The following is a 16,084-nucleotide window of genomic DNA, read 5'->3' on the forward strand; positions in this document are numbered from 1 at the left end:
CCGCCCGGCCGCCTTCAGCGCAAGAAACCCGCTCAGCCCTGCTCTTCATCGGCAATATTGAAGAAGCCGGACACCTCCTCGCATTCCAGCACCACGACCCAGAGATCGCTGTCGAAACGCATTTCGCGGTCCAGCATTTCCGACACTTTTTCCGATGACGCCGCGTTGAGCCGCCTCTCGAAGACCCGGTCCTGGACGCCCTCCTCCGCAAAGCTCTGCGGCGCGGGCAGATAGAGGCTCTCGGTGCCGTCGCGGAAAATCTGGCGGATCGCGATCGCTCCGGCTTCGGCCGCCCCCTTGCGCTCGATCACCGCGAAACCGCCCGCGGCAAAGGCGTCGCGCACCAGTGCGGAAGCAAAAAAATCTGAACGAAGGCGCATGTCGGCCGCTCCAGGATTTCCACGATGTCATCATGGCATGCCCGATGACCGGGCTTTTTGCAACGGCAGATCGGCAGCCCTAAAGCGCTCCGATCTCCCGAAGCTTGTCGCGCACGGCCTCGTTCGGCTCGCCCGTTTCCGGCAGGCGGTAATGTTTCTGGAATTCGAGGATCGCCGCCCGCGTTGTCGCCCCGGCCACGCCGTCAACCACCACGCCGTCATAGGCGATATTCACCAGTCCGCGCTGGATCTCGACCACCATCGGATCGGCGACGGCAGCCCCGGCGGGCGCTGTCTCCGCTTTCAGGATATCGGCAACCGGATCAGGCGATGCGGCGGTCTCCGGACGCGGCTCGGGCAACGGCGCGGCTACGCTGAGCAGCGCCACAACCTCCTCGTCGGCCTCCCCGGTCGGGGTGATGCCGTTATCGCCCTGGAAGGCCCTGATCGCCGCTTTCGTCAGCGGGCCGGTCACCCCGTCCGGCGTGCCCTTGTAGTAACCCCTCGCCGCCAGCGCCTGCTGAACGGCGAGAATATCCGGTTCATCGTCAACCGGCGCAGGCGCTGGCGGCGCTGAGGCGGTCACGTCCTGTTCGATCGCGGCGCTCGTTGCCGGCGGCGGATTGGCCTCGACCTGTTCGAGGATCGCGACCAGATCGTCCTTCGGCTTTTCTGGGGCAGCGGTCTCGCCATCCTCGAGTTCGATGCGGAAACTCTCGAAGTCCGTCGCCTCCGCCATGCGGCGGCCGGGAACGGCATAGGGGTTGGCCGGCTGGCGCGTCTTCATCATCGGGCTCGGATGCGGCCCCGGCTGATACCAAAGCGCATTGGCCGATACGAAGCTGAAGACCACGCCGAACACCAGCGGCCCGCCGATCTTGCCCGGATGACGCGCCGCCAGGCTGCCCAGCGACGACGCCGTGCGCCCGATCAGCGAGGGCGTCTTCTTCCCGCGCTTTCCGGTTTTCTTCGTCGTCTTTTTCGCCATTCAGTCCATCACCCGTATCTTCGCCGCTTTTCAAACCATCGGCATCCGGTCACGCCTCTCGCCGCAGAAAATAGACCGCGGCTGTTAACGAAGGGTAATGGAGCACGCCTTCCGCTGCCAGCGTCGCGCGCGCCGATAGCGCCTCTACAATCGAAAAAATCTCTGTATATGGTTAATGGCGTACGTTGCCATAACACATCAAGACACACCCCTGCTTTCAAGCCAAGGGTTTGATTTATTGATGTATTTCAACGCACACCCATGGGCAGGTGCTGGGGTCCCGCTCATGTGATCGTTTTCGCACGCCCTTTTAGCGGCTCATTTACCGTCTTAGGTTAAGTGTGGGTACAACGCTTGCGGGCACAACCAACAGGCCGGGGGCCGATGAGATTCCTGCTGAAATCCGCTTTCATGATCTTTGTTCTGCTCCTGCTGGTGCCGTTCTTCGCACCGCTGATGCTTGGGGGTGCAGCAACGCGTGAGCAGCAGGCGCTGCCAAGCGGCCAGGATATCGGCGGCGCGGTCTCGGCCGCGCGCGGCACCTTCGAGTATATGAGCGGCATCTGCGAAGAACGCCCCGATGTCTGCAATGACGGCTCGGGAATCATCAGCTTTCTCGGCCGCCGCGCACGCCAGGGCGCGGAGATCGTCTACATCTATCTTGGCCAGCATTTCGGCGACAAGACGCCGAAACCCGCGCAGGAAACCGCTGCCGCACCCAAGGTCGCACGGCCCGCCGCGCCAGAGCCCGTCATCGCGCCTGAGCCCGTCGCCGAAACGCCGCCCGCCGTGGTTGCCGGCAATACGCCCGATCTTATCCAGACCGGCGCGATCATCGGCCAGCCGGCCAAGATAGAGACTCCCGTCCGCATCTCCGGCCTGCCTGAAAACGTTCCGGTGCCGACCCCGCGTCCGCGCTGAGAACCACGGCTAATTTCGGCTTACTTGCGCGCCCGCGCATTTCAATTCCCGCCACTTCGACCTATATGGGGCGAGAGCAATCGAAAGGCCGGATGATGAGTGACAAACTCAACCAGATTATCGACGACTTTTCCTTTCTCGATGACTGGGAAGATCGCTACCGCTACGTCATCGAGCTCGGCAAGGCCCTGCCGGACCTGCCCGAGGACGAAAAGATCGAGGACAATCGCGTGCATGGCTGCGCCAGCCAGGTCTGGCTGGTGTCAAAGGCAGGCGAAGGCGAGGACCCGGTAATGGAATTCCGCGGCACGTCCGATGCCTTCATCGTGCGAGGACTCGTATCGATCGTGCTGACCGTCTATTCGGGCCACACTGCATCCGACATCGCCAAGACGGACGCCATCGAAACCTTCCGCAAGATCGGCCTGGTCGATCACCTCTCGGCCCAGCGCGCCAACGGCCTCAACGCCATGGTCACCAAAATCCGCGAGACGGCGGCGCGCAAGCTCGCCGCCTGAGCGGGTTTATTCCTCCGTGAAAAATGCCGAGATTTCGGGCCGGTAGCCCTCCGCGCCCCAACCGCGAATGCCGGTCTTGGCCGGCGGCGGCGCGTAGTGGCGGGCAAGCGCCAGCAATGCCGTGCGCACCATCAGCTTGGCGGAGCGGACCGGCCATTGCCGCTCCCGCTCGATCTGTTCGAGCCCCTTGATGAAGCAGCAGAAATCGAGCGCGATATCGGCTAGCTCCGGGCCAACCGCCTTCAGCGCCCGCGCCACGCGGCGGCGTGCGTCGATCGCCGTATCCGACATGGCCGAGGGGGCGGCAAAGCGACCGCGAGTCTTGAGGCGCGGCTGAAGCGACGCCGAGATCCGCGGCTGCATCAGCGCGCGGTTGAAATCCTCCGCCAGCCGTTCGCCGGCCGCAAACGCCTCCTCCGTCAGAAAAGCAGAGCCGTCGCGCGCCTTCAACCGCGCCAGCATGTCCAGCGGCGTCTTCTCTCCCATCTCAGCCATCATGACGCACCTCGGCGGCAATAACCACGTTATAGGCCAGCCGCTCGACAGCGGCGATGAATTCATCGAAAGCCCGGTCATCGCGCCGGTCCTCGATCACGCGGCAGGAATAGGCCACCGTTGTGCGATCGCGTCCGAAGGCAAGTCCGATCTCGCTGAACGACAACTGCAGCGATACGTGGCAGACATACATGGCGATCTGGCGATAATGCGAGACGGAGCGCCGCCGCTCGGCGCGGATCGAAATCCGCTCGCCGGCGACAAGCGCCATCTCCTTGGTGATCAGCAGAACAATGCGGCAAGCCTTGCGGATATCCGACATCTGGCTTGCTCTCTCGATGCACCAGGCTGGCTGATGGTTCAGGCGTTGATGGAAGGTCGTCGCGACCGGCGATGCTAAGCGTTGCTCGTTCATGTCAGCTCCCTGAAAAATAGGATTTTATTCTTACATCGGCGCCGGAAGCGGGGACATAAAGAGGGTTACCCTCAAAACCGCCTGTTGTTTTTGTTTACTTATTTTCCTCCATAATAGGATTATTTTCCTACTCTCTTCAACCGTTTACCTATGCGGGCATTGCACGAAGGTAAACACAACCTTAGGGCAATACCCCTGAGAGGACGCCCGCATTTGCGAGGGCTGGCACATAAAAAAAATGCCAGCAGCCTCTCGACCGCCGGCATCCAGATCCGGAGCGAAATCGTTTGATCGCGATTAGCGCCCGCGGCGCTGTCCGAGACCCATTTCCTTGGCAAGGCGGGAACGCGCCTCGGCATAGGAGGGCGCCACCATCGGATAATCCGCCGGCAGGTCCCACTTTTCGCGATAGGCGTTCGGGGTCAGGTCATGATGGGTCATCAGGTGACGCTTCAGCGACTTGAAGCTGCCGCCGCATTCCAGACAAACGAGATGGTCGCCGCTGATCGACTTACGAACCGAAACCGCCGGCTTCTGCTTTTCCTGAGCCTGGGCGGCAGCCTGCGGCTTCGCGGTGTTGCTCAGCGCGGCGTGCACCTCGTGAATGAGCCCCGGCAGGTCGCCGGTCTGGATCACATGGTTGCTCACATAAGCGGCCACGATATCGGCGGTCAGTTCCACGAGGGCCTGGTTGTCCTGCTCGATCGTTGCATCCGTCATTCTTCACTCCTGTTCTTTTCTTTGCCTGCCCGCGCCCGCAGTTACTCTGCGCAAGGACGCCTTCAGAAAATCTCTTCAAGCAGCGCCGTTGGTCGTCGTCGTTTCTGCGTAGAAATTAAAGCCGCGCCGCACGGAAAACCGGCAGCACAGCCTCACGGATAGGGCCTGATTATTTCCATCAACGCGTGAAATATTCGCGCGCTCTTGGACGGAATACCACTTCAATGACAAATGTAAAGTTTAAATCGTCGTTTTAACGTCTTTATTGAAAGCAGCGAAGCGCGACCACGCGATTTCGGGTCCGCCCATGGCATAATACTTAAAAACATTCCAAAGTCGTAAAAACCGTGCTGCTAGTCACTGTCTCTACTTTGTAATTCATCTCTGACCGTATTCTCGTATAGCGGGTAACCAACCTCATGAGAGGCGCGCGCCAGCAAGTGCGCCGAGATCGGTGCGGTTATGATGAAGAAGACGATGCCCGCACAGGCGCGCACGAAAGTGGATATTTCACCCGCATGGATGCCGATTGCCAGAAAGATCAGACCCGCGCCGACCGTGCCGGCCTTTGAGGCCGCATGCATGCGCGAATAGAGATCGGGCAGCCTGATGATGCCGATTGCAGCCGTAAGCGTGAAGGCAGCGCCCCCAAGCATCAGGATGGAGACCAGTCCGGCCAGAAGATATTGCGCCATACCCCTACTCCCCGCTCTTTTCCGCATCGGCCGAAACCACCGGCACGTCTTCGCCCGACGGCCCGGAATCATAGGCCATGGGATGCGGTTTCACCTTGAAGCCCGTCTCGGTATCGGCCCGCATCGCGCTCGAACGGATGAAACGCGCGAAGGCGACAGTCGCCAGAAAGCCGACAAGGCCGAGCGCGATGGCGATGTCGATGTAAAGCGTGAACCCGGTCCGCACCGCGATCACGATGATGAACCCCACGCCCACGGCGACGATCATATCGAGCGCCAGAACCCGATCAGGCAGCGTCGGCCCCTTCACCACCCGAAAGGCCGTCAGGAGCAGCGCAATCGAAAGCAGAACAAGGGACATATCTGCGGCATGCTGTACGATCTCATCAGGCGTCATCAGGCAAAAGCCTCCCTGATCTTGGTTTCGAAGCCCTCGGCGATGCTCTTCCTGATCGCGTCGGGATCGGCGCAGTCAATCGCGTGGATAAAGAGATACTTATTGTCATCCGAAACGTCGACGGACAGCGTTCCGGGCGTCAGCGTGATCATGTTGGCAAGCAGAACGATTTCGAAATCCTTTTCGAGCGACAGTTCATAGCGGAATATGCCGGGTTTGACGTTCATGCGCGGCGAGCAGACGAGTTTCGCGACCGACCAGGCCGACGCCATGAGCTCGTACAGAAACAGCACCAGCAGTTTGAGCAACCGCTTCACGCGCGAGAAATAGCCTGTTCCGCCGATCTGGTGGCGCACCAGCCCGACCGCGATCGCTCCGATGATGATGCCGAAGAACAGATTGTGCAGCGAGGCGCTGCCGGTTACGGCAACCCAGAAGATCGCCAGAACGAGATTGGAAAGCAGTATCTTCATTGCACGCTTCCTCCCGGGAAGACCGACAGGAAATAGCCCTCCGGCGAAAGAATCCCGCCAATAGCCTTTGCCGTCAGGTTCAGCACCGGCTCCGGATAGAGCCCGAAGAAGACGACGATGGCGGAAAGCCCGATGATCGGCAGCCATTCGGAAAACGGTATCCTGAGCGTCTCGGAAACCCCACCCTCTGCGGGCCGCCAATAGGCCAGGAGGAATATCCTGCCAAGCGAAACCGTCAAACAAAACCCGGCGAAAAGAATGCCGGCTGCAAGCCACCACGACCCGGTTTCGACGCTGGCGCGCACCAGGATGGCTTTGGGCCAGAAGCCGGAAAACGGCGGCAGTCCGGCGGCGGCGAAGAACGCGCCAAGGCTGAGGCCGGCGAACACCGGATAGCGCTTGTAGATGCCGCCGATCTGGTTGAGCGAGAAGCCGCCGGCAAGCCGCCCGGCAAGGCCGGTGATCAGATAGAGCAGCGTCATCAGGATCATCGAATGCAGCGCGTAGAACAGTGCGCCCTGCAAGCCGTCCATGCCGCCGATCGCAACGCCCGCAAGGCAATTGCCGATCCCCACGATAACGACATAACCGACTGCGCGGCGGATATCATGCTGGGCGATCGCGCCGAGACCGGCGAGCACCATGGTGAGGAAGGCGGCAAGACCGACGACGGAGGAAAGCGACGCAAGATCGGCCGGCAGGATCATCACCATGACCCTGAGCAGCGCATAAACGCCGACCTTGGTCAAAAGCCCGCCGAACAGCGCAGAGACCACGGTGCGCGGCGTATGATAGGAGGCCGGCAGCCAGAAATTGACCGGAAAGGCCGCCGCCTTCATGCCGAAGGCCAGCACGAACAGCGCTCCGATCGTCGCGGTCGGCAGTGCCGGGGTCTCGCGCGCCCTGATTGCGATATCGGCCATGTTGAGCGTGCCGAACACGGCATAGGTATAGGCAACCGCGATCAGGAACAGCGTGGTGCCGATCAGGTTCAGCACCGCATATTTCATCGCGCCGTCAAGCTGCTCATGGGTGGAACCCAGGATCAGCAGGCCGAATGAGGATATCAACAGCACTTCGAACCAGACATAGAGGTTGAAGATATCGCCGGTCAGGAATGCTCCGGAGACGCCCGCGATCAGCAGCAGCAGAAACGGATAGAACCCGTAGCGGCGCCCGCTCGTGTCGATGCTGCCAAGCGCGAACACAGCGCCTGCAAGCCCCGCAATGGCGGCCGCCAGCGCAAACAGCGCGCTCATGATGTCCGCGGTGAAGGCAATACCGAAGGGCGGCAGCCAGCGGCCCGCCACCATGGTGAGCGGCCCGTCCTTCCACACGGTAAAAAGCAGCAGACTGTCGATGACGACCAGAAAGGCAAGCGCGGCAATGGCGATCACGGGATGCCAGACGGTGTGCTTGCGGATCATCGTCAAGAGCGCGCCGACGGCGATACAGGTCGCGACCGGCAGGATGACGAGCCAGTCCGTCAGCGTCGTCGGCGCCATTGTCAGCGCGGCGGAGGGATCGATTTGGTAAGCGGAAGCTGCCATGGGTTCAGTCTTGATATCCCCGTTCAGTAGCCGAGCGGCGGCATGGGCTGGTCCTTGGGCTCCGCTGCCCGCATATCGTCGGTATCATCGGTATTGAGATCCTGATAGGCGCGGTAGGTCAAAACCAGAAGGAAGGCAAAGAAGGAAAAAGCGATCACGATCGCCGTCAGGATCAGCGCCTGCGGCAGCGGATTGGCCGTTCCCGAGGGCAGCGTATCCATGCTTTTCGGGATGATCGGCGGCACGAAGCCGGTAACCCGCCCGGCGGTAAAGATCAGCAGATTGACCGCATTGCTGAGAATGGCGATGCCCAGCATGATGCGCACACTGTGGCGCGACAGCATCAGGTAGATCGCGGCGGTAAAGAAGATGCCGACAAGGCACGAGAGCACGAACTCCATCAGATATGGTCCCTCTCTTCAAGGGCCAGGAAGATCGACGATATCGCCCCGAACACCACGAGATAGACGCCGATATCGAAGGTGGTGACCGTCGAGATCGGCACTTCCACACCGTAGATCACCGGATAGATCCAGTGCGCCGTCATGAACGGCGTGTGCGCGAAGATCGAGATCAGACCCGAAAGCGCGGCGAGCAGAAGCCCCGCTCCGGCATAGGCCAGCGGATGGAAGTGGATCGCCCGGCGCACCGCCGAAACCCCCATGGCAATGCCGAAAATGGCGATGGCCGAGGCCGCGATCAGACCGCCGATAAAGCCGCCGCCGGGCGCATTGTGGCCGCGCAGCAGGACGAAGATCGAAAACAGCATCATCAATGCCGACAGGAATGGCGCCGCCGTTCTGAAGATCAGCGTGTTCATCGGACCTCGCTTTCTGTCGGTTCCTTGGGTGTGGTGCCGGTCCTGGTGTTGCGCAGCCGGATCAGGGCCAGAATGGCAAGTCCGGTGATCATCACCACGGCAATCTCGCCAAGCGTATCCGTTCCGCGGAAGTCGACGATGATGACGTTGACGACGTTGTGCCCGTGGGCGATCACCTTCGAATAGCTGTTGAAGAACTCCGACAGCCGGTCATTGAACGGCACCTGGGTGACGCGCATCAAAAGCAGCGTGAAACCGAGCCCGCAGATCACGGCAAGCGCGCCGTCGAACAGTCTTTGCCCCATGGCGCGGTGGTCCGATGGCGTCAGATTGAGGCGGGTCATCACCAGCGTCAGAATGACCACTGACAGGGTTTCGACCATGAACTGGGTGAAGGACAGGTCGGGCGCACCGAGCAGCAGAAACAGGACGGCCACCGAAAAGCCCTGGATGCCGAGCGTCACGATCGCCGTCAGCCGGTTATGCGCCCCGATCACCGCGCCGAGCCCGATCACGGCCAGCAGCAGGATCACCCAGTGCGCGAGGTGGAGATCCTCCGGCAGGCCCTGCCAGACCGGCAATTCGCCGAACGAGAACAGCGAGGCCATCAGCACGGCCGCGACCATCATGAAAGTGGCGGTGATGTAGAATTCGAGCCGTCCGGGCTGAATCGTCTGCGTCACCTTGAAGGACAGCCTCACAAGGCCGCGCATGAAACTGTCGAACCAGAGATCCGGCCCGGGGCCAAGACGCGTCAGCATGCCGGCAATCGCAGCCCGCAGCGCATCAAGCCGCCAGTAGATCACCAGCGCGATCGCGACGGTCAGCACCGACAGCGCCAGCGGCAGGCCGATATGCGGGATCAGCGACAGATGGATGCTGATCTCCTCGCCCGCGACGGCGCTCGCCATCGGGCCCGAGAAATGGGTGTTGAAATAATGCGCGAACACGGCCGAAAGCAGACCGGCAAGGCCGAGCGCGATTGGCCCGAGCCACATCAGCGCCGGTCCCTCGTGGGCGTGTTTCGGCGTCTCGGTCTTCGCGCCGATAAACGGCTTCAGCCCGACGCCGAAGCCGACGGCGAACATCAGCGCGTTGCCGACGATCGCAACGATCAGAAAGATCGTCGCAAAGGTTGTTCCGGCATCGAGCGATTCGTAGATCCCTTCCTTGGCGAGGAAGCCGACGAATGGCGGCAGGCCGCCCATCGAGATCGCGCCGGCAAGCCCTGCCGCAAAGGTAATCGGCATCGCCTTCGCCAGCCCGCCCAGCTTTGTCAGGTCGCGGGTGCCGGTCTCGTGGTCGATCAGCCCGGCGACCATGAACAACCCGCCCTTGAACAGCGCGTGAGCGATCAGATAGAGCACCGCGCCCTCGACCGCGTGCTCGATGCCCATGCCGGTCATCATCACCATCAGCCCGAGCGAGGCGACGGTGGTGTAGGCCAGCATCAGTTTCAGGTCGGTCTGGCGCACGGCCAGCACCGTGCCGACCAGCAGCGTGACGCCGCCGAACACCGGCAGCACCGTCATCCACGCCGCGGTATCGCCCATCACCGGGTTCAGCCGCATCAGCAGGTAGACGCCCGCCTTCACCATGGTTGCGGAGTGCAGATAGGCCGAAACCGGCGTCGGCGCCTCCATGGCGTTCGGCAGCCAGAAATGGAACGGAAACTGCGCCGATTTGGTGAACGCGCCGCCCAGAACCAGAATGAAGGCAGCGAGATAAAGCGGGCTCTGTCGCAGCACATCGCCGCTTGCGAGAAGCTCGGAAAGCCCGTTCGCGCCGGTGATATACTGGATCATCAACACGCCGGCGAGCAGCGCCAGGCCACCGCCGCCGGTCACCACCAGCGCCTGGATCGCGGCGCGGCGCGAGGCATCCTTTTCATGGTCGAAGCCGATGAGCAGGAAGGATGTAATCGAGGTCAGCTCCCAGAAGATGAACAGCATCAGCAGTCCATCGGAGACGACCACGCCAAGCATTGCGCCCATGAACATGAACATGAAGGACAGGAACCGCGCCTGCTGCGGATGGCCCTTCATATAGCCCCCGGCGTAAAGCACGATCAGCGTTCCGATGCCGGTAATCAGCAAGGCGAAGGTCAGCGAAAGACCGTCGATCAGAAAGGAAAAACGCAGGCCCAGGCTCGGCACCCAGTCATAGCCGCCGGTCAGCGCCTCGCCATTGGCGATGCGCGGCACGAGCCGGGCGAACTGGACCAGCGAAAACAGCGGCAGCAGCGCCAGAAGCCAGGGTGCGAAGGATTTGAAGATGCGGTAGAGGATCGGAGATAAAACCGCCCCGATGAAGGGCAGAAGAAGGGCCAGAAATATGAGTGTCGTCTCACTGGGCGACATAGCATCTCCAAAAAATAGTCTGCCGGGCATTCACGCAACTGAACCTGATCAGTTACGTTAAGTTTAGCATGCGCTCAACCGCGTCCAAGTCTTTTTCGCAAGCGCAAAACCGCGAACGCCCTCCATGGCCGGCTTTCCTGCCAAGGCATTGCTTTTTCTGAGCCTACGACACATCTATCGCTACAGACAGCCATTAAACGTGAAAAACCGTTGGAGCGCGACTTTGACAGACATCAATAAACAGAAAAATCCGGCAAGCGAAGAAGAATGGCGCGACAAATTGACGCCGGAGCAGTTTCACATCCTGCGCGAACATGGCACCGAACGCCCCTTTACCGGCCCGTACTGGAATAGTTTCGAAATCGGCACCTATTACTGCGCCGGTTGTGAGACCCCGCTGTTCCGTTCGGACACCAAGTTCGATGCCGGCTGCGGCTGGCCGAGCTTCTTCGAGCCGGTCAGGAAAGACGCGGTGATCGAACTGCGCGATGATTCGCTCGGCATGGTGCGCACCGAAATCCGCTGCGCCACCTGCGGCGGCCATCTCGGCCACGTCTTCCCCGATGGTCCGAAGCCCACCGGCCTGCGCTATTGCATGAACGGCCATGCGATGCACTTCGTGCCCGACGAGAAGTAGTCCCAAGCCGCCCTGCTTGACGGCGGCTCTCTGCGCCCTCGATCCCGTATGAAGGATGATTGAGGGCGTAACTTTATGTTTTTTTTGGGGTTTTACGGCGAAACCGCAACCGGCTTTCGCGCCGCTTTCTTGTATATTCGACAGCGCTAACACGAGAGCGACCGGCCAACGGAAACGGCACGAGGAAGCCTGTTACCGTCGGCCGGCCGACCCCACGAGACCAGGAGATGCGGCGGACCTGAGCATCATGGGGCAACTGCTTAAAGCAGCTAAAGTAAACTTGAACGCACACAGAAAATAATCAACCGTTTTTAACGGTTCGCGCTCAATTCAGTCTATTTTATGGTTAATTACGTGAGCTCTATTCGATTAGATCATCGAACGGGAAAGTGAAGTTCGTTTTTTATGTCAGGCAGCGGGCCAAGAGAGCGGTTCGCTGCATCCGGCAATGCTCGAGGGGCTTTACCCCACTTCCATCAGCGCCGATTTGAACACCGGGATATCATCACCCTCCGCCGAGCCGAGCAGTCCGGCGCGGGCGCGCTCATCGGCGATCTGCCGCCAGCTCGCATCCAGCATGGTATGCAGCGCATGGATCGCGTGTTCGGCATCATCCCTGCCCCGGTCCGGATAGAGGATGGCAAACAGTCCGGCCTCGACATGGCTCGCCGCCTCGCGGCCGCGCAGGTGGTAGCGGATCAGCGATGCCACGGCCGCAGCACTTTCGTCGGCCACACTTTCGGGCACCCGCAGCACGCCCATGTAAAGCGGTTCTCCGGTCTCGCTCGCCTCGCGCTTCAGCGTGTTGAGCGCGCGGGCAAAGCCATCGGGCGCCAGAAGCCCTTCGCTGGCTTCTACCGGCGGCGCGTCCCCGGCCGCATCGGTCATGCCGGCGCCCATGGTCTCGATAAACCGCTTGCGGCGCAGATGCAAAAGCGCCCGCAGCACCAGTTCGCCGGTCTCGCCCGGCCAGTCCATGCAGTCATCCGCGCTGCGGGCGGCATCGCTGGAGACGACCGACAGACCGCCTGGCTCGGAAAGCGCGAACAGCGGCACGAAGCGCATGCCCGGCACGCAGCGAAGCTGACCGCAGATCCGCATGGCATCGGAAAGCGCCCCGCCGCCGTGCACCAGAACCAGATCGAAACGGTGGCTTGCGGCGAGATAAAGCGCTTCCGGCAGATCGCCGGTGGCGATCGTGGTTGTCAGCGACAGCATGGATTTCAGAATATCCTGCCTCAGCCCCGCATCCTCGGCGACGACAAGCACCTTTACGCTGTCATCCGGCACCGGATCGGCCTGAGTGCGCATGGCGGCGCGTTCCCATGACCCCGCTTCCTTTTGCAGCGCATTATAACGCAGCAGCGCCGAAATCCGCGCGGCTGCGGCATTCAGATTGTGCTCCAGCCCGATGACGTCATCGGCGCCTGCGCGAAGCGCCGCCAGCCTGAGGCCGGCATCCGCCTTTTCCGGCGTGATGATCGCGACCGGGGCGGCAATGCCCGAATCGTGCTCCTTCAAAATCCCGCAACAGGAGAGCGCCGGCGCGGGGTCCTCGTCATCGACGGCGACGAGGATCAGGCTTGCGGCATTGACCGCCGCCATCATGCCGTCGCTATCGGAAAAATCGGCCTGGTAGAAATCGACCGGCCACGAACTCAGCATCGCGGCGAGCGTCTGGGCCACAGCCCCCTCGCCGCCGATCAGAACGATGCTTTCTTCGCCGAAGCTGTTCACGGTCGTTTCCTCAGGCATCGCCCAGATAGGTTCTCACGGTCTTGATGAAGTTCGGCACCGAAACGGGTTTGGAAAGATAGGCATCGCACCCGGCCTCGCGGATGCGCTCCTCATCGCCGCGCATGGCGAATGCCGTGATCGCGACGATCGGTATTGTCGCCAATTCGGCATCGGCTTTCAAGCTGCGGGCGATGTCGATGCCGGAGCGCTCCGGCAACTGGATATCCATCAGGATAAGCCCCGGTTTGAACAGCCGCGCCAGCTCCACCGCATCCGCGCCCGTGCGGCTTTCCACCGCCTCATAACCAGAAGCTTCCACCAGATCGCGAAACAGTTTCATATTCAAATCGTTATCTTCTACAATCAGAACCTGTTTCGCCATCTGACGCAATCCCCTGGCACCGGCCCATGGTCCGGCTTGCAACGCGCCGGTGAAACGCTAGAATCGCTCTCACCGAATTATGAGCGCATCATCGACCAAGTTTAGGCCGATTTGGTTAAGAAACGGAAATCCGCGTGCAGAATTTTCCCGATCCTTCTGAAAATCCCTCGCGCGAACATGCGCTGGCCATCGAAATTCTGGTCTGGCTGTCCGGCGAGCCGGAGCTTTTGAACCGGTTTTGCGCGCTGACCGGAATCGATATCGGCGAATTGCGCGCGCTCTCGCAAAGCCCCGGCTTCGAAAGCGCCATGATCGGCTTCATCGCCGGGCATGAGCCCACCCTGATGGCGTTTTGCCAGGACTGCAACGTCAAGCCGGAAACGGTTTCCTATGCCTGGCAGAAGCTCGAATATGGCGGACAGGTCGATTGAAAACTGTGAACGGCGAACACGAGGATCTTTCCGACCTGAAGATTGGCGACCGCCCGTTGGTGGTCGTCGATGTCGACGAGGTCGTGCTGCAATTCCTCGACCCGTTCAAGGCCTTCCTGAAAGCGAACGACCACGAACTGGTGCTGGAGACCTTCAGCCTGAACGGCAACGTGACCTCTCTTGCCACCGGCAAGAAAATTCCCGATGCCGATGTCGGCGCTTTCCTCACGGCGTTCTACGACGCCCAGGAGGAATGGCAGGAGCCGTTCGAGGCCGCACGCGAAACGCTCTATGGCCTCAACGATATCGCCGATGTTCTGCTGCTCACGGCCATGCCACCGCGCCATCGCGCCGCGCGCCGCCGCTTGCTGTCCCGCTACGGATTCGGCTTCCCGCTGATCGCATCGGAGGAGCCGAAGGGCGAGGTGCTGAGCGCGCTTTGCAGCAAGGACCCGCCGGCTCTGATCTTCGTCGACGACATGCTCTACAATTGCAGATCGGTTGCCAAATCCCTGCCGGACGCACTCACCATCAACCTGCTGATCAACGACGATTATCGCGCGATGGCGCCGAAGACCGAGGCCCCGTCCGTGGTCGCGACCGGCTGGCACCATGCCGACAGGCTGATCCGCCGCCACATCGCCGAAAACGGTTGATCGCCATCGCGCCGCTCCTTGCCTTACTGCAGTCCCGGCGGTAATTTCGGCTGTTCAACCTTTGTTCTGATGGTCATGGCCGAAACGACGCCCACTCCGGAAGCCTTGTGCCGCGATTGCCTGAAGGCGACCGCGGGCGCGGCGCGTCGCTGCCGCCATTGCGGTAGTCCCCGGCTGTTGCGCCACAGTGAGTTGCACGCCCTCTCCATCGCCCATATCGATTGCGACGCGTTCTATGCCGCGATTGAAAAGCGCGACAATCCCGAGCTTGCCGACAAGCCGCTAATCATCGGCGGCGGCAAGCGCGGCGTGGTCTCCACCGCCTGCTACATCGCCCGAATCAGCGGCGTGAAATCGGCAATGCCGATGTTCAAGGCGCTGGAGGCCTGCCCGGATGCGGTGGTGATCCGCCCGAACATGGAGAAATACGTCGCCGTCGGTCGCCAGTTGCGGGCGATGATGCTGGAACTGACCCCGATGGTGGAACCGCTCTCGATCGACGAGGCCTTTCTCGACCTTTCCGGCACGGGGCGGCTGCACAAGGCGAGCCCGGCCATCACCCTCGCACGGTTTGCGAAACGCGTGGAGGCGGAACTTGGCATCACGATCTCGATCGGCCTGTCCTACTGCAAGTTCCTCGCCAAGATCGCCTCCGATCTCAACAAACCCCGCGGTTTCTCGGTCATTGGCGAGGCGGAGGCCATGCGCTTCCTCGCCGACAAGCCGGTCGGCATGATCTGGGGCGTGGGCAAGGCGTTCACCGAAACGCTGAAACGCGACGGCATCACCACGATCGGCCAGTTCCAGACCATGGAGAAGAACGAGCTGCTGCGCCGCTACGGGGTGATCGGCCCGCGGCTCTACCACCTCGCCCGCGGCGAGGACACGCGCTCCGTCAAGCCGGAGCGTGGAACCAAGAGCATCTCCAACGAGACCACGTTCAACACCGACATTTCCGATCTCGAGGAGCTAAGCGCCATTCTCCGGCGCTTGAGCGAAAAGACCGCCCGCCGCGCCAAGGCGGCCGGCTTTGCCGGGCATACCGTGGTGCTGAAACTGAAGACCGCCGACTTCAAGATCCGCACCCGCAACCGCCATCTGAGCGCGCCGACCCAGCTTGCCGACCGCATCTTCTCCAACGGACTTTCACTGCTGAAGAACGAGACCGACGGCACGAAATACCGCCTGATCGGCATCGGCATTTCCGACCTCTGCGACCCCGCCACCGCCGACCCGCCCGACCTCGTCGATCCGGGCGCCGCCAAACGCGCCGCAGCCGAAGGCGCGATCGACCGCCTGCGCGGCAAGTATGGTCTGGCGGCGGTGGAAACAGGCTATACGTTTCGGCCGGACAGGGCGAAGCCCGGCGGGCATGAATGAGGATAGTTCAGTGAAGCGTTTGAGCCGGCTCGAACTTGCAGTACATTCCCGACCCGCCGCCAAGCGAAAGCCTCTCAGCCCCAATCTCCCCCCTTGAGGGGGAGATGTCGCGAAAGCGACAGAGAGGGG

The 16,084-nt window shown here is 61.5% G+C and carries 20 protein-coding genes; 6 read left to right on the plus strand and 14 right to left on the minus strand.

Annotated elements, in window-relative coordinates; all coding sequences use genetic code 11:
* Positions 1 to 32 precede the first annotated feature (32 nt).
* A complete protein-coding gene (locus tag V6765_RS14170; protein ID WP_448429812.1) occupies positions 33 to 380 on the minus strand; it encodes a DUF1491 family protein in 348 nt (115 codons plus the stop codon).
* Between the two features lie 79 nt (positions 381 to 459).
* On the minus strand, positions 460 to 1,368 hold the full coding sequence (locus tag V6765_RS14175; RefSeq protein ID WP_448429814.1) for a peptidoglycan-binding domain-containing protein: 909 nt from the start codon (positions 1,366 to 1,368) through the stop codon (positions 460 to 462).
* A 411-nt stretch (positions 1,369 to 1,779) separates the two neighbouring features.
* Between V6765_RS14175 and V6765_RS14180 the strand changes: the two genes are divergently transcribed.
* The gene (locus tag V6765_RS14180) at positions 1,780 to 2,289 is read left to right on the plus strand and encodes a DUF5330 domain-containing protein (RefSeq protein WP_448429816.1); all 510 of its coding nucleotides are present in this window, start codon (positions 1,780 to 1,782) and stop codon (positions 2,287 to 2,289) included.
* Between the two features lie 92 nt (positions 2,290 to 2,381).
* On the plus strand, positions 2,382 to 2,807 hold the full coding sequence (locus V6765_RS14185; RefSeq protein WP_448429818.1) for a SufE family protein: 426 nt from the start codon (positions 2,382 to 2,384) through the stop codon (positions 2,805 to 2,807).
* Positions 2,808 to 2,813: 6 nt separating this feature from the next.
* Here V6765_RS14185 and V6765_RS14190 read toward each other — a convergent pair whose 3' ends face one another.
* The 10 genes from V6765_RS14190 to V6765_RS14235 form a co-directional block, all read right to left on the minus strand.
* Positions 2,814 to 3,302 carry a DUF6456 domain-containing protein gene (locus V6765_RS14190; RefSeq protein WP_448429820.1) on the minus strand — a complete coding sequence of 163 codons (489 nt, stop codon included), beginning with the start codon at positions 3,300 to 3,302 and terminating at the stop codon, positions 2,814 to 2,816.
* On the minus strand, positions 3,295 to 3,717 hold the full coding sequence (locus tag V6765_RS14195) for a helix-turn-helix domain-containing protein (RefSeq protein ID WP_448429822.1): 423 nt from the start codon (positions 3,715 to 3,717) through the stop codon (positions 3,295 to 3,297). The genes V6765_RS14190 and V6765_RS14195 overlap by 8 nt, the downstream gene beginning before the upstream one ends.
* 297 nt (positions 3,718 to 4,014) lie before the next feature.
* Positions 4,015 to 4,437 carry a MucR family transcriptional regulator gene (locus tag V6765_RS14200; RefSeq protein ID WP_230718968.1) on the minus strand — a complete coding sequence of 141 codons (423 nt, stop codon included), beginning with the start codon at positions 4,435 to 4,437 and terminating at the stop codon, positions 4,015 to 4,017.
* Positions 4,438 to 4,790: 353 nt separating this feature from the next.
* Positions 4,791 to 5,132 carry a monovalent cation/H(+) antiporter subunit G gene (gene mnhG / locus V6765_RS14205; protein ID WP_448429825.1) on the minus strand — a complete coding sequence of 114 codons (342 nt, stop codon included), beginning with the start codon at positions 5,130 to 5,132 and terminating at the stop codon, positions 4,791 to 4,793.
* Positions 5,133 to 5,136: 4 nt separating this feature from the next.
* On the minus strand, positions 5,137 to 5,529 hold the full coding sequence (locus tag V6765_RS14210; RefSeq protein WP_448429827.1) for a cation:proton antiporter: 393 nt from the start codon (positions 5,527 to 5,529) through the stop codon (positions 5,137 to 5,139).
* Positions 5,529 to 6,002: a Na+/H+ antiporter subunit E gene (locus V6765_RS14215; RefSeq protein ID WP_448429829.1), complete on the minus strand. Its 474-nt coding sequence runs from the start codon at positions 6,000 to 6,002 to the stop codon at positions 5,529 to 5,531. The genes V6765_RS14210 and V6765_RS14215 overlap by 1 nt, the downstream gene beginning before the upstream one ends.
* Positions 5,999 to 7,552 (minus strand): Na+/H+ antiporter subunit D, encoded by a 1,554-nt coding sequence (locus V6765_RS14220; protein ID WP_448429831.1) that lies wholly within the window; start codon positions 7,550 to 7,552, stop codon positions 5,999 to 6,001. Before V6765_RS14220 ends, V6765_RS14215 begins: the two co-directional genes overlap by 4 nt.
* A gap of 23 nt (positions 7,553 to 7,575) precedes the next feature.
* Entirely contained in the window at positions 7,576 to 7,953 is a 378-nt protein-coding gene (locus V6765_RS14225; RefSeq protein WP_292054628.1) for a Na+/H+ antiporter subunit C, read from the minus strand.
* A complete protein-coding gene (locus V6765_RS14230; RefSeq protein ID WP_448429833.1) occupies positions 7,953 to 8,372 on the minus strand; it encodes a Na(+)/H(+) antiporter subunit B in 420 nt (139 codons plus the stop codon). Before V6765_RS14230 ends, V6765_RS14225 begins: the two co-directional genes overlap by 1 nt.
* On the minus strand, positions 8,369 to 10,732 hold the full coding sequence (locus V6765_RS14235) for a putative monovalent cation/H+ antiporter subunit A (protein WP_448429835.1): 2,364 nt from the start codon (positions 10,730 to 10,732) through the stop codon (positions 8,369 to 8,371). The genes V6765_RS14230 and V6765_RS14235 overlap by 4 nt, the downstream gene beginning before the upstream one ends.
* Before the next feature lie 223 nt (positions 10,733 to 10,955).
* Between V6765_RS14235 and msrB the strand changes: the two genes are divergently transcribed.
* On the plus strand, positions 10,956 to 11,369 hold the full coding sequence (gene msrB / locus V6765_RS14240) for a peptide-methionine (R)-S-oxide reductase MsrB (protein WP_448429877.1): 414 nt from the start codon (positions 10,956 to 10,958) through the stop codon (positions 11,367 to 11,369).
* Between the two features lie 462 nt (positions 11,370 to 11,831).
* Here the strand turns inward: msrB and V6765_RS14245 are convergent, their stop codons facing one another.
* Positions 11,832 to 13,106, minus strand: coding sequence for a hypothetical protein (locus V6765_RS14245; protein WP_448429837.1), 1,275 nt, complete (start codon positions 13,104 to 13,106; stop codon positions 11,832 to 11,834).
* A 10-nt stretch (positions 13,107 to 13,116) separates the two neighbouring features.
* Positions 13,117 to 13,488: a response regulator gene (locus V6765_RS14250; RefSeq protein WP_448429839.1), complete on the minus strand. Its 372-nt coding sequence runs from the start codon at positions 13,486 to 13,488 to the stop codon at positions 13,117 to 13,119.
* A 134-nt stretch (positions 13,489 to 13,622) separates the two neighbouring features.
* Between V6765_RS14250 and V6765_RS14255 the strand changes: the two genes are divergently transcribed.
* The 3 genes from V6765_RS14255 (at position 13,623) to V6765_RS14265 (ending at position 15,955) form a co-directional block, all read left to right on the plus strand.
* Positions 13,623 to 13,919: a DUF3572 domain-containing protein gene (locus V6765_RS14255; RefSeq protein WP_448429841.1), complete on the plus strand. Its 297-nt coding sequence runs from the start codon at positions 13,623 to 13,625 to the stop codon at positions 13,917 to 13,919.
* Positions 13,916 to 14,575 carry a hypothetical protein gene (locus tag V6765_RS14260; RefSeq protein WP_448429843.1) on the plus strand — a complete coding sequence of 220 codons (660 nt, stop codon included), beginning with the start codon at positions 13,916 to 13,918 and terminating at the stop codon, positions 14,573 to 14,575. Before V6765_RS14255 ends, V6765_RS14260 begins: the two co-directional genes overlap by 4 nt.
* Before the next feature lie 69 nt (positions 14,576 to 14,644).
* Positions 14,645 to 15,955 (plus strand): DNA polymerase IV, encoded by a 1,311-nt coding sequence (locus V6765_RS14265; protein WP_448429845.1) that lies wholly within the window; start codon positions 14,645 to 14,647, stop codon positions 15,953 to 15,955.
* The last annotated feature ends 129 nt before the right edge of the window (positions 15,956 to 16,084 follow it).

The sequence above is a fragment of the Martelella sp. FOR1707 genome, assembly GCF_053484265.1.

What these genes read in the sequence shown, in the direction of transcription:
- V6765_RS14235 (WP_448429835.1), bottom strand. Translation starts at nt 10,732, where the DNA reads ATGTCGCCCAGTGAGACGACACTCATATTTCTGGCCCTTCTTCTGCCC.
- V6765_RS14185 (WP_448429818.1), top strand. Translation starts at nt 2,382, where the DNA reads ATGATGAGTGACAAACTCAACCAGATTATCGACGACTTTTCCTTTCTC.
- V6765_RS14230 (WP_448429833.1), bottom strand. Translation starts at nt 8,372, where the DNA reads ATGAACACGCTGATCTTCAGAACGGCGGCGCCATTCCTGTCGGCATTG.
- V6765_RS14175 (WP_448429814.1), bottom strand. Translation starts at nt 1,368, where the DNA reads ATGGCGAAAAAGACGACGAAGAAAACCGGAAAGCGCGGGAAGAAGACG.
- V6765_RS14180 (WP_448429816.1), top strand. Translation starts at nt 1,780, where the DNA reads ATGATCTTTGTTCTGCTCCTGCTGGTGCCGTTCTTCGCACCGCTGATG.
- V6765_RS14195 (WP_448429822.1), bottom strand. Translation starts at nt 3,717, where the DNA reads ATGAACGAGCAACGCTTAGCATCGCCGGTCGCGACGACCTTCCATCAA.
- V6765_RS14215 (WP_448429829.1), bottom strand. Translation starts at nt 6,002, where the DNA reads ATGAAGATACTGCTTTCCAATCTCGTTCTGGCGATCTTCTGGGTTGCC.
- V6765_RS14190 (WP_448429820.1), bottom strand. Translation starts at nt 3,302, where the DNA reads ATGGCTGAGATGGGAGAGAAGACGCCGCTGGACATGCTGGCGCGGTTG.
- V6765_RS14220 (WP_448429831.1), bottom strand. Translation starts at nt 7,552, where the DNA reads ATGGCAGCTTCCGCTTACCAAATCGATCCCTCCGCCGCGCTGACAATG.
- V6765_RS14210 (WP_448429827.1), bottom strand. Translation starts at nt 5,529, where the DNA reads ATGACGCCTGATGAGATCGTACAGCATGCCGCAGATATGTCCCTTGTT.
- mnhG (WP_448429825.1), bottom strand. Translation starts at nt 5,132, where the DNA reads ATGGCGCAATATCTTCTGGCCGGACTGGTCTCCATCCTGATGCTTGGG.
- V6765_RS14225 (WP_292054628.1), bottom strand. Translation starts at nt 7,953, where the DNA reads ATGGAGTTCGTGCTCTCGTGCCTTGTCGGCATCTTCTTTACCGCCGCG.
- V6765_RS14265 (WP_448429845.1), top strand. Translation starts at nt 14,645, where the DNA reads ATGGTCATGGCCGAAACGACGCCCACTCCGGAAGCCTTGTGCCGCGAT.
- V6765_RS14200 (WP_230718968.1), bottom strand. Translation starts at nt 4,437, where the DNA reads ATGACGGATGCAACGATCGAGCAGGACAACCAGGCCCTCGTGGAACTG.
- V6765_RS14250 (WP_448429839.1), bottom strand. Translation starts at nt 13,488, where the DNA reads ATGGCGAAACAGGTTCTGATTGTAGAAGATAACGATTTGAATATGAAA.
- V6765_RS14170 (WP_448429812.1), bottom strand. Translation starts at nt 380, where the DNA reads ATGCGCCTTCGTTCAGATTTTTTTGCTTCCGCACTGGTGCGCGACGCC.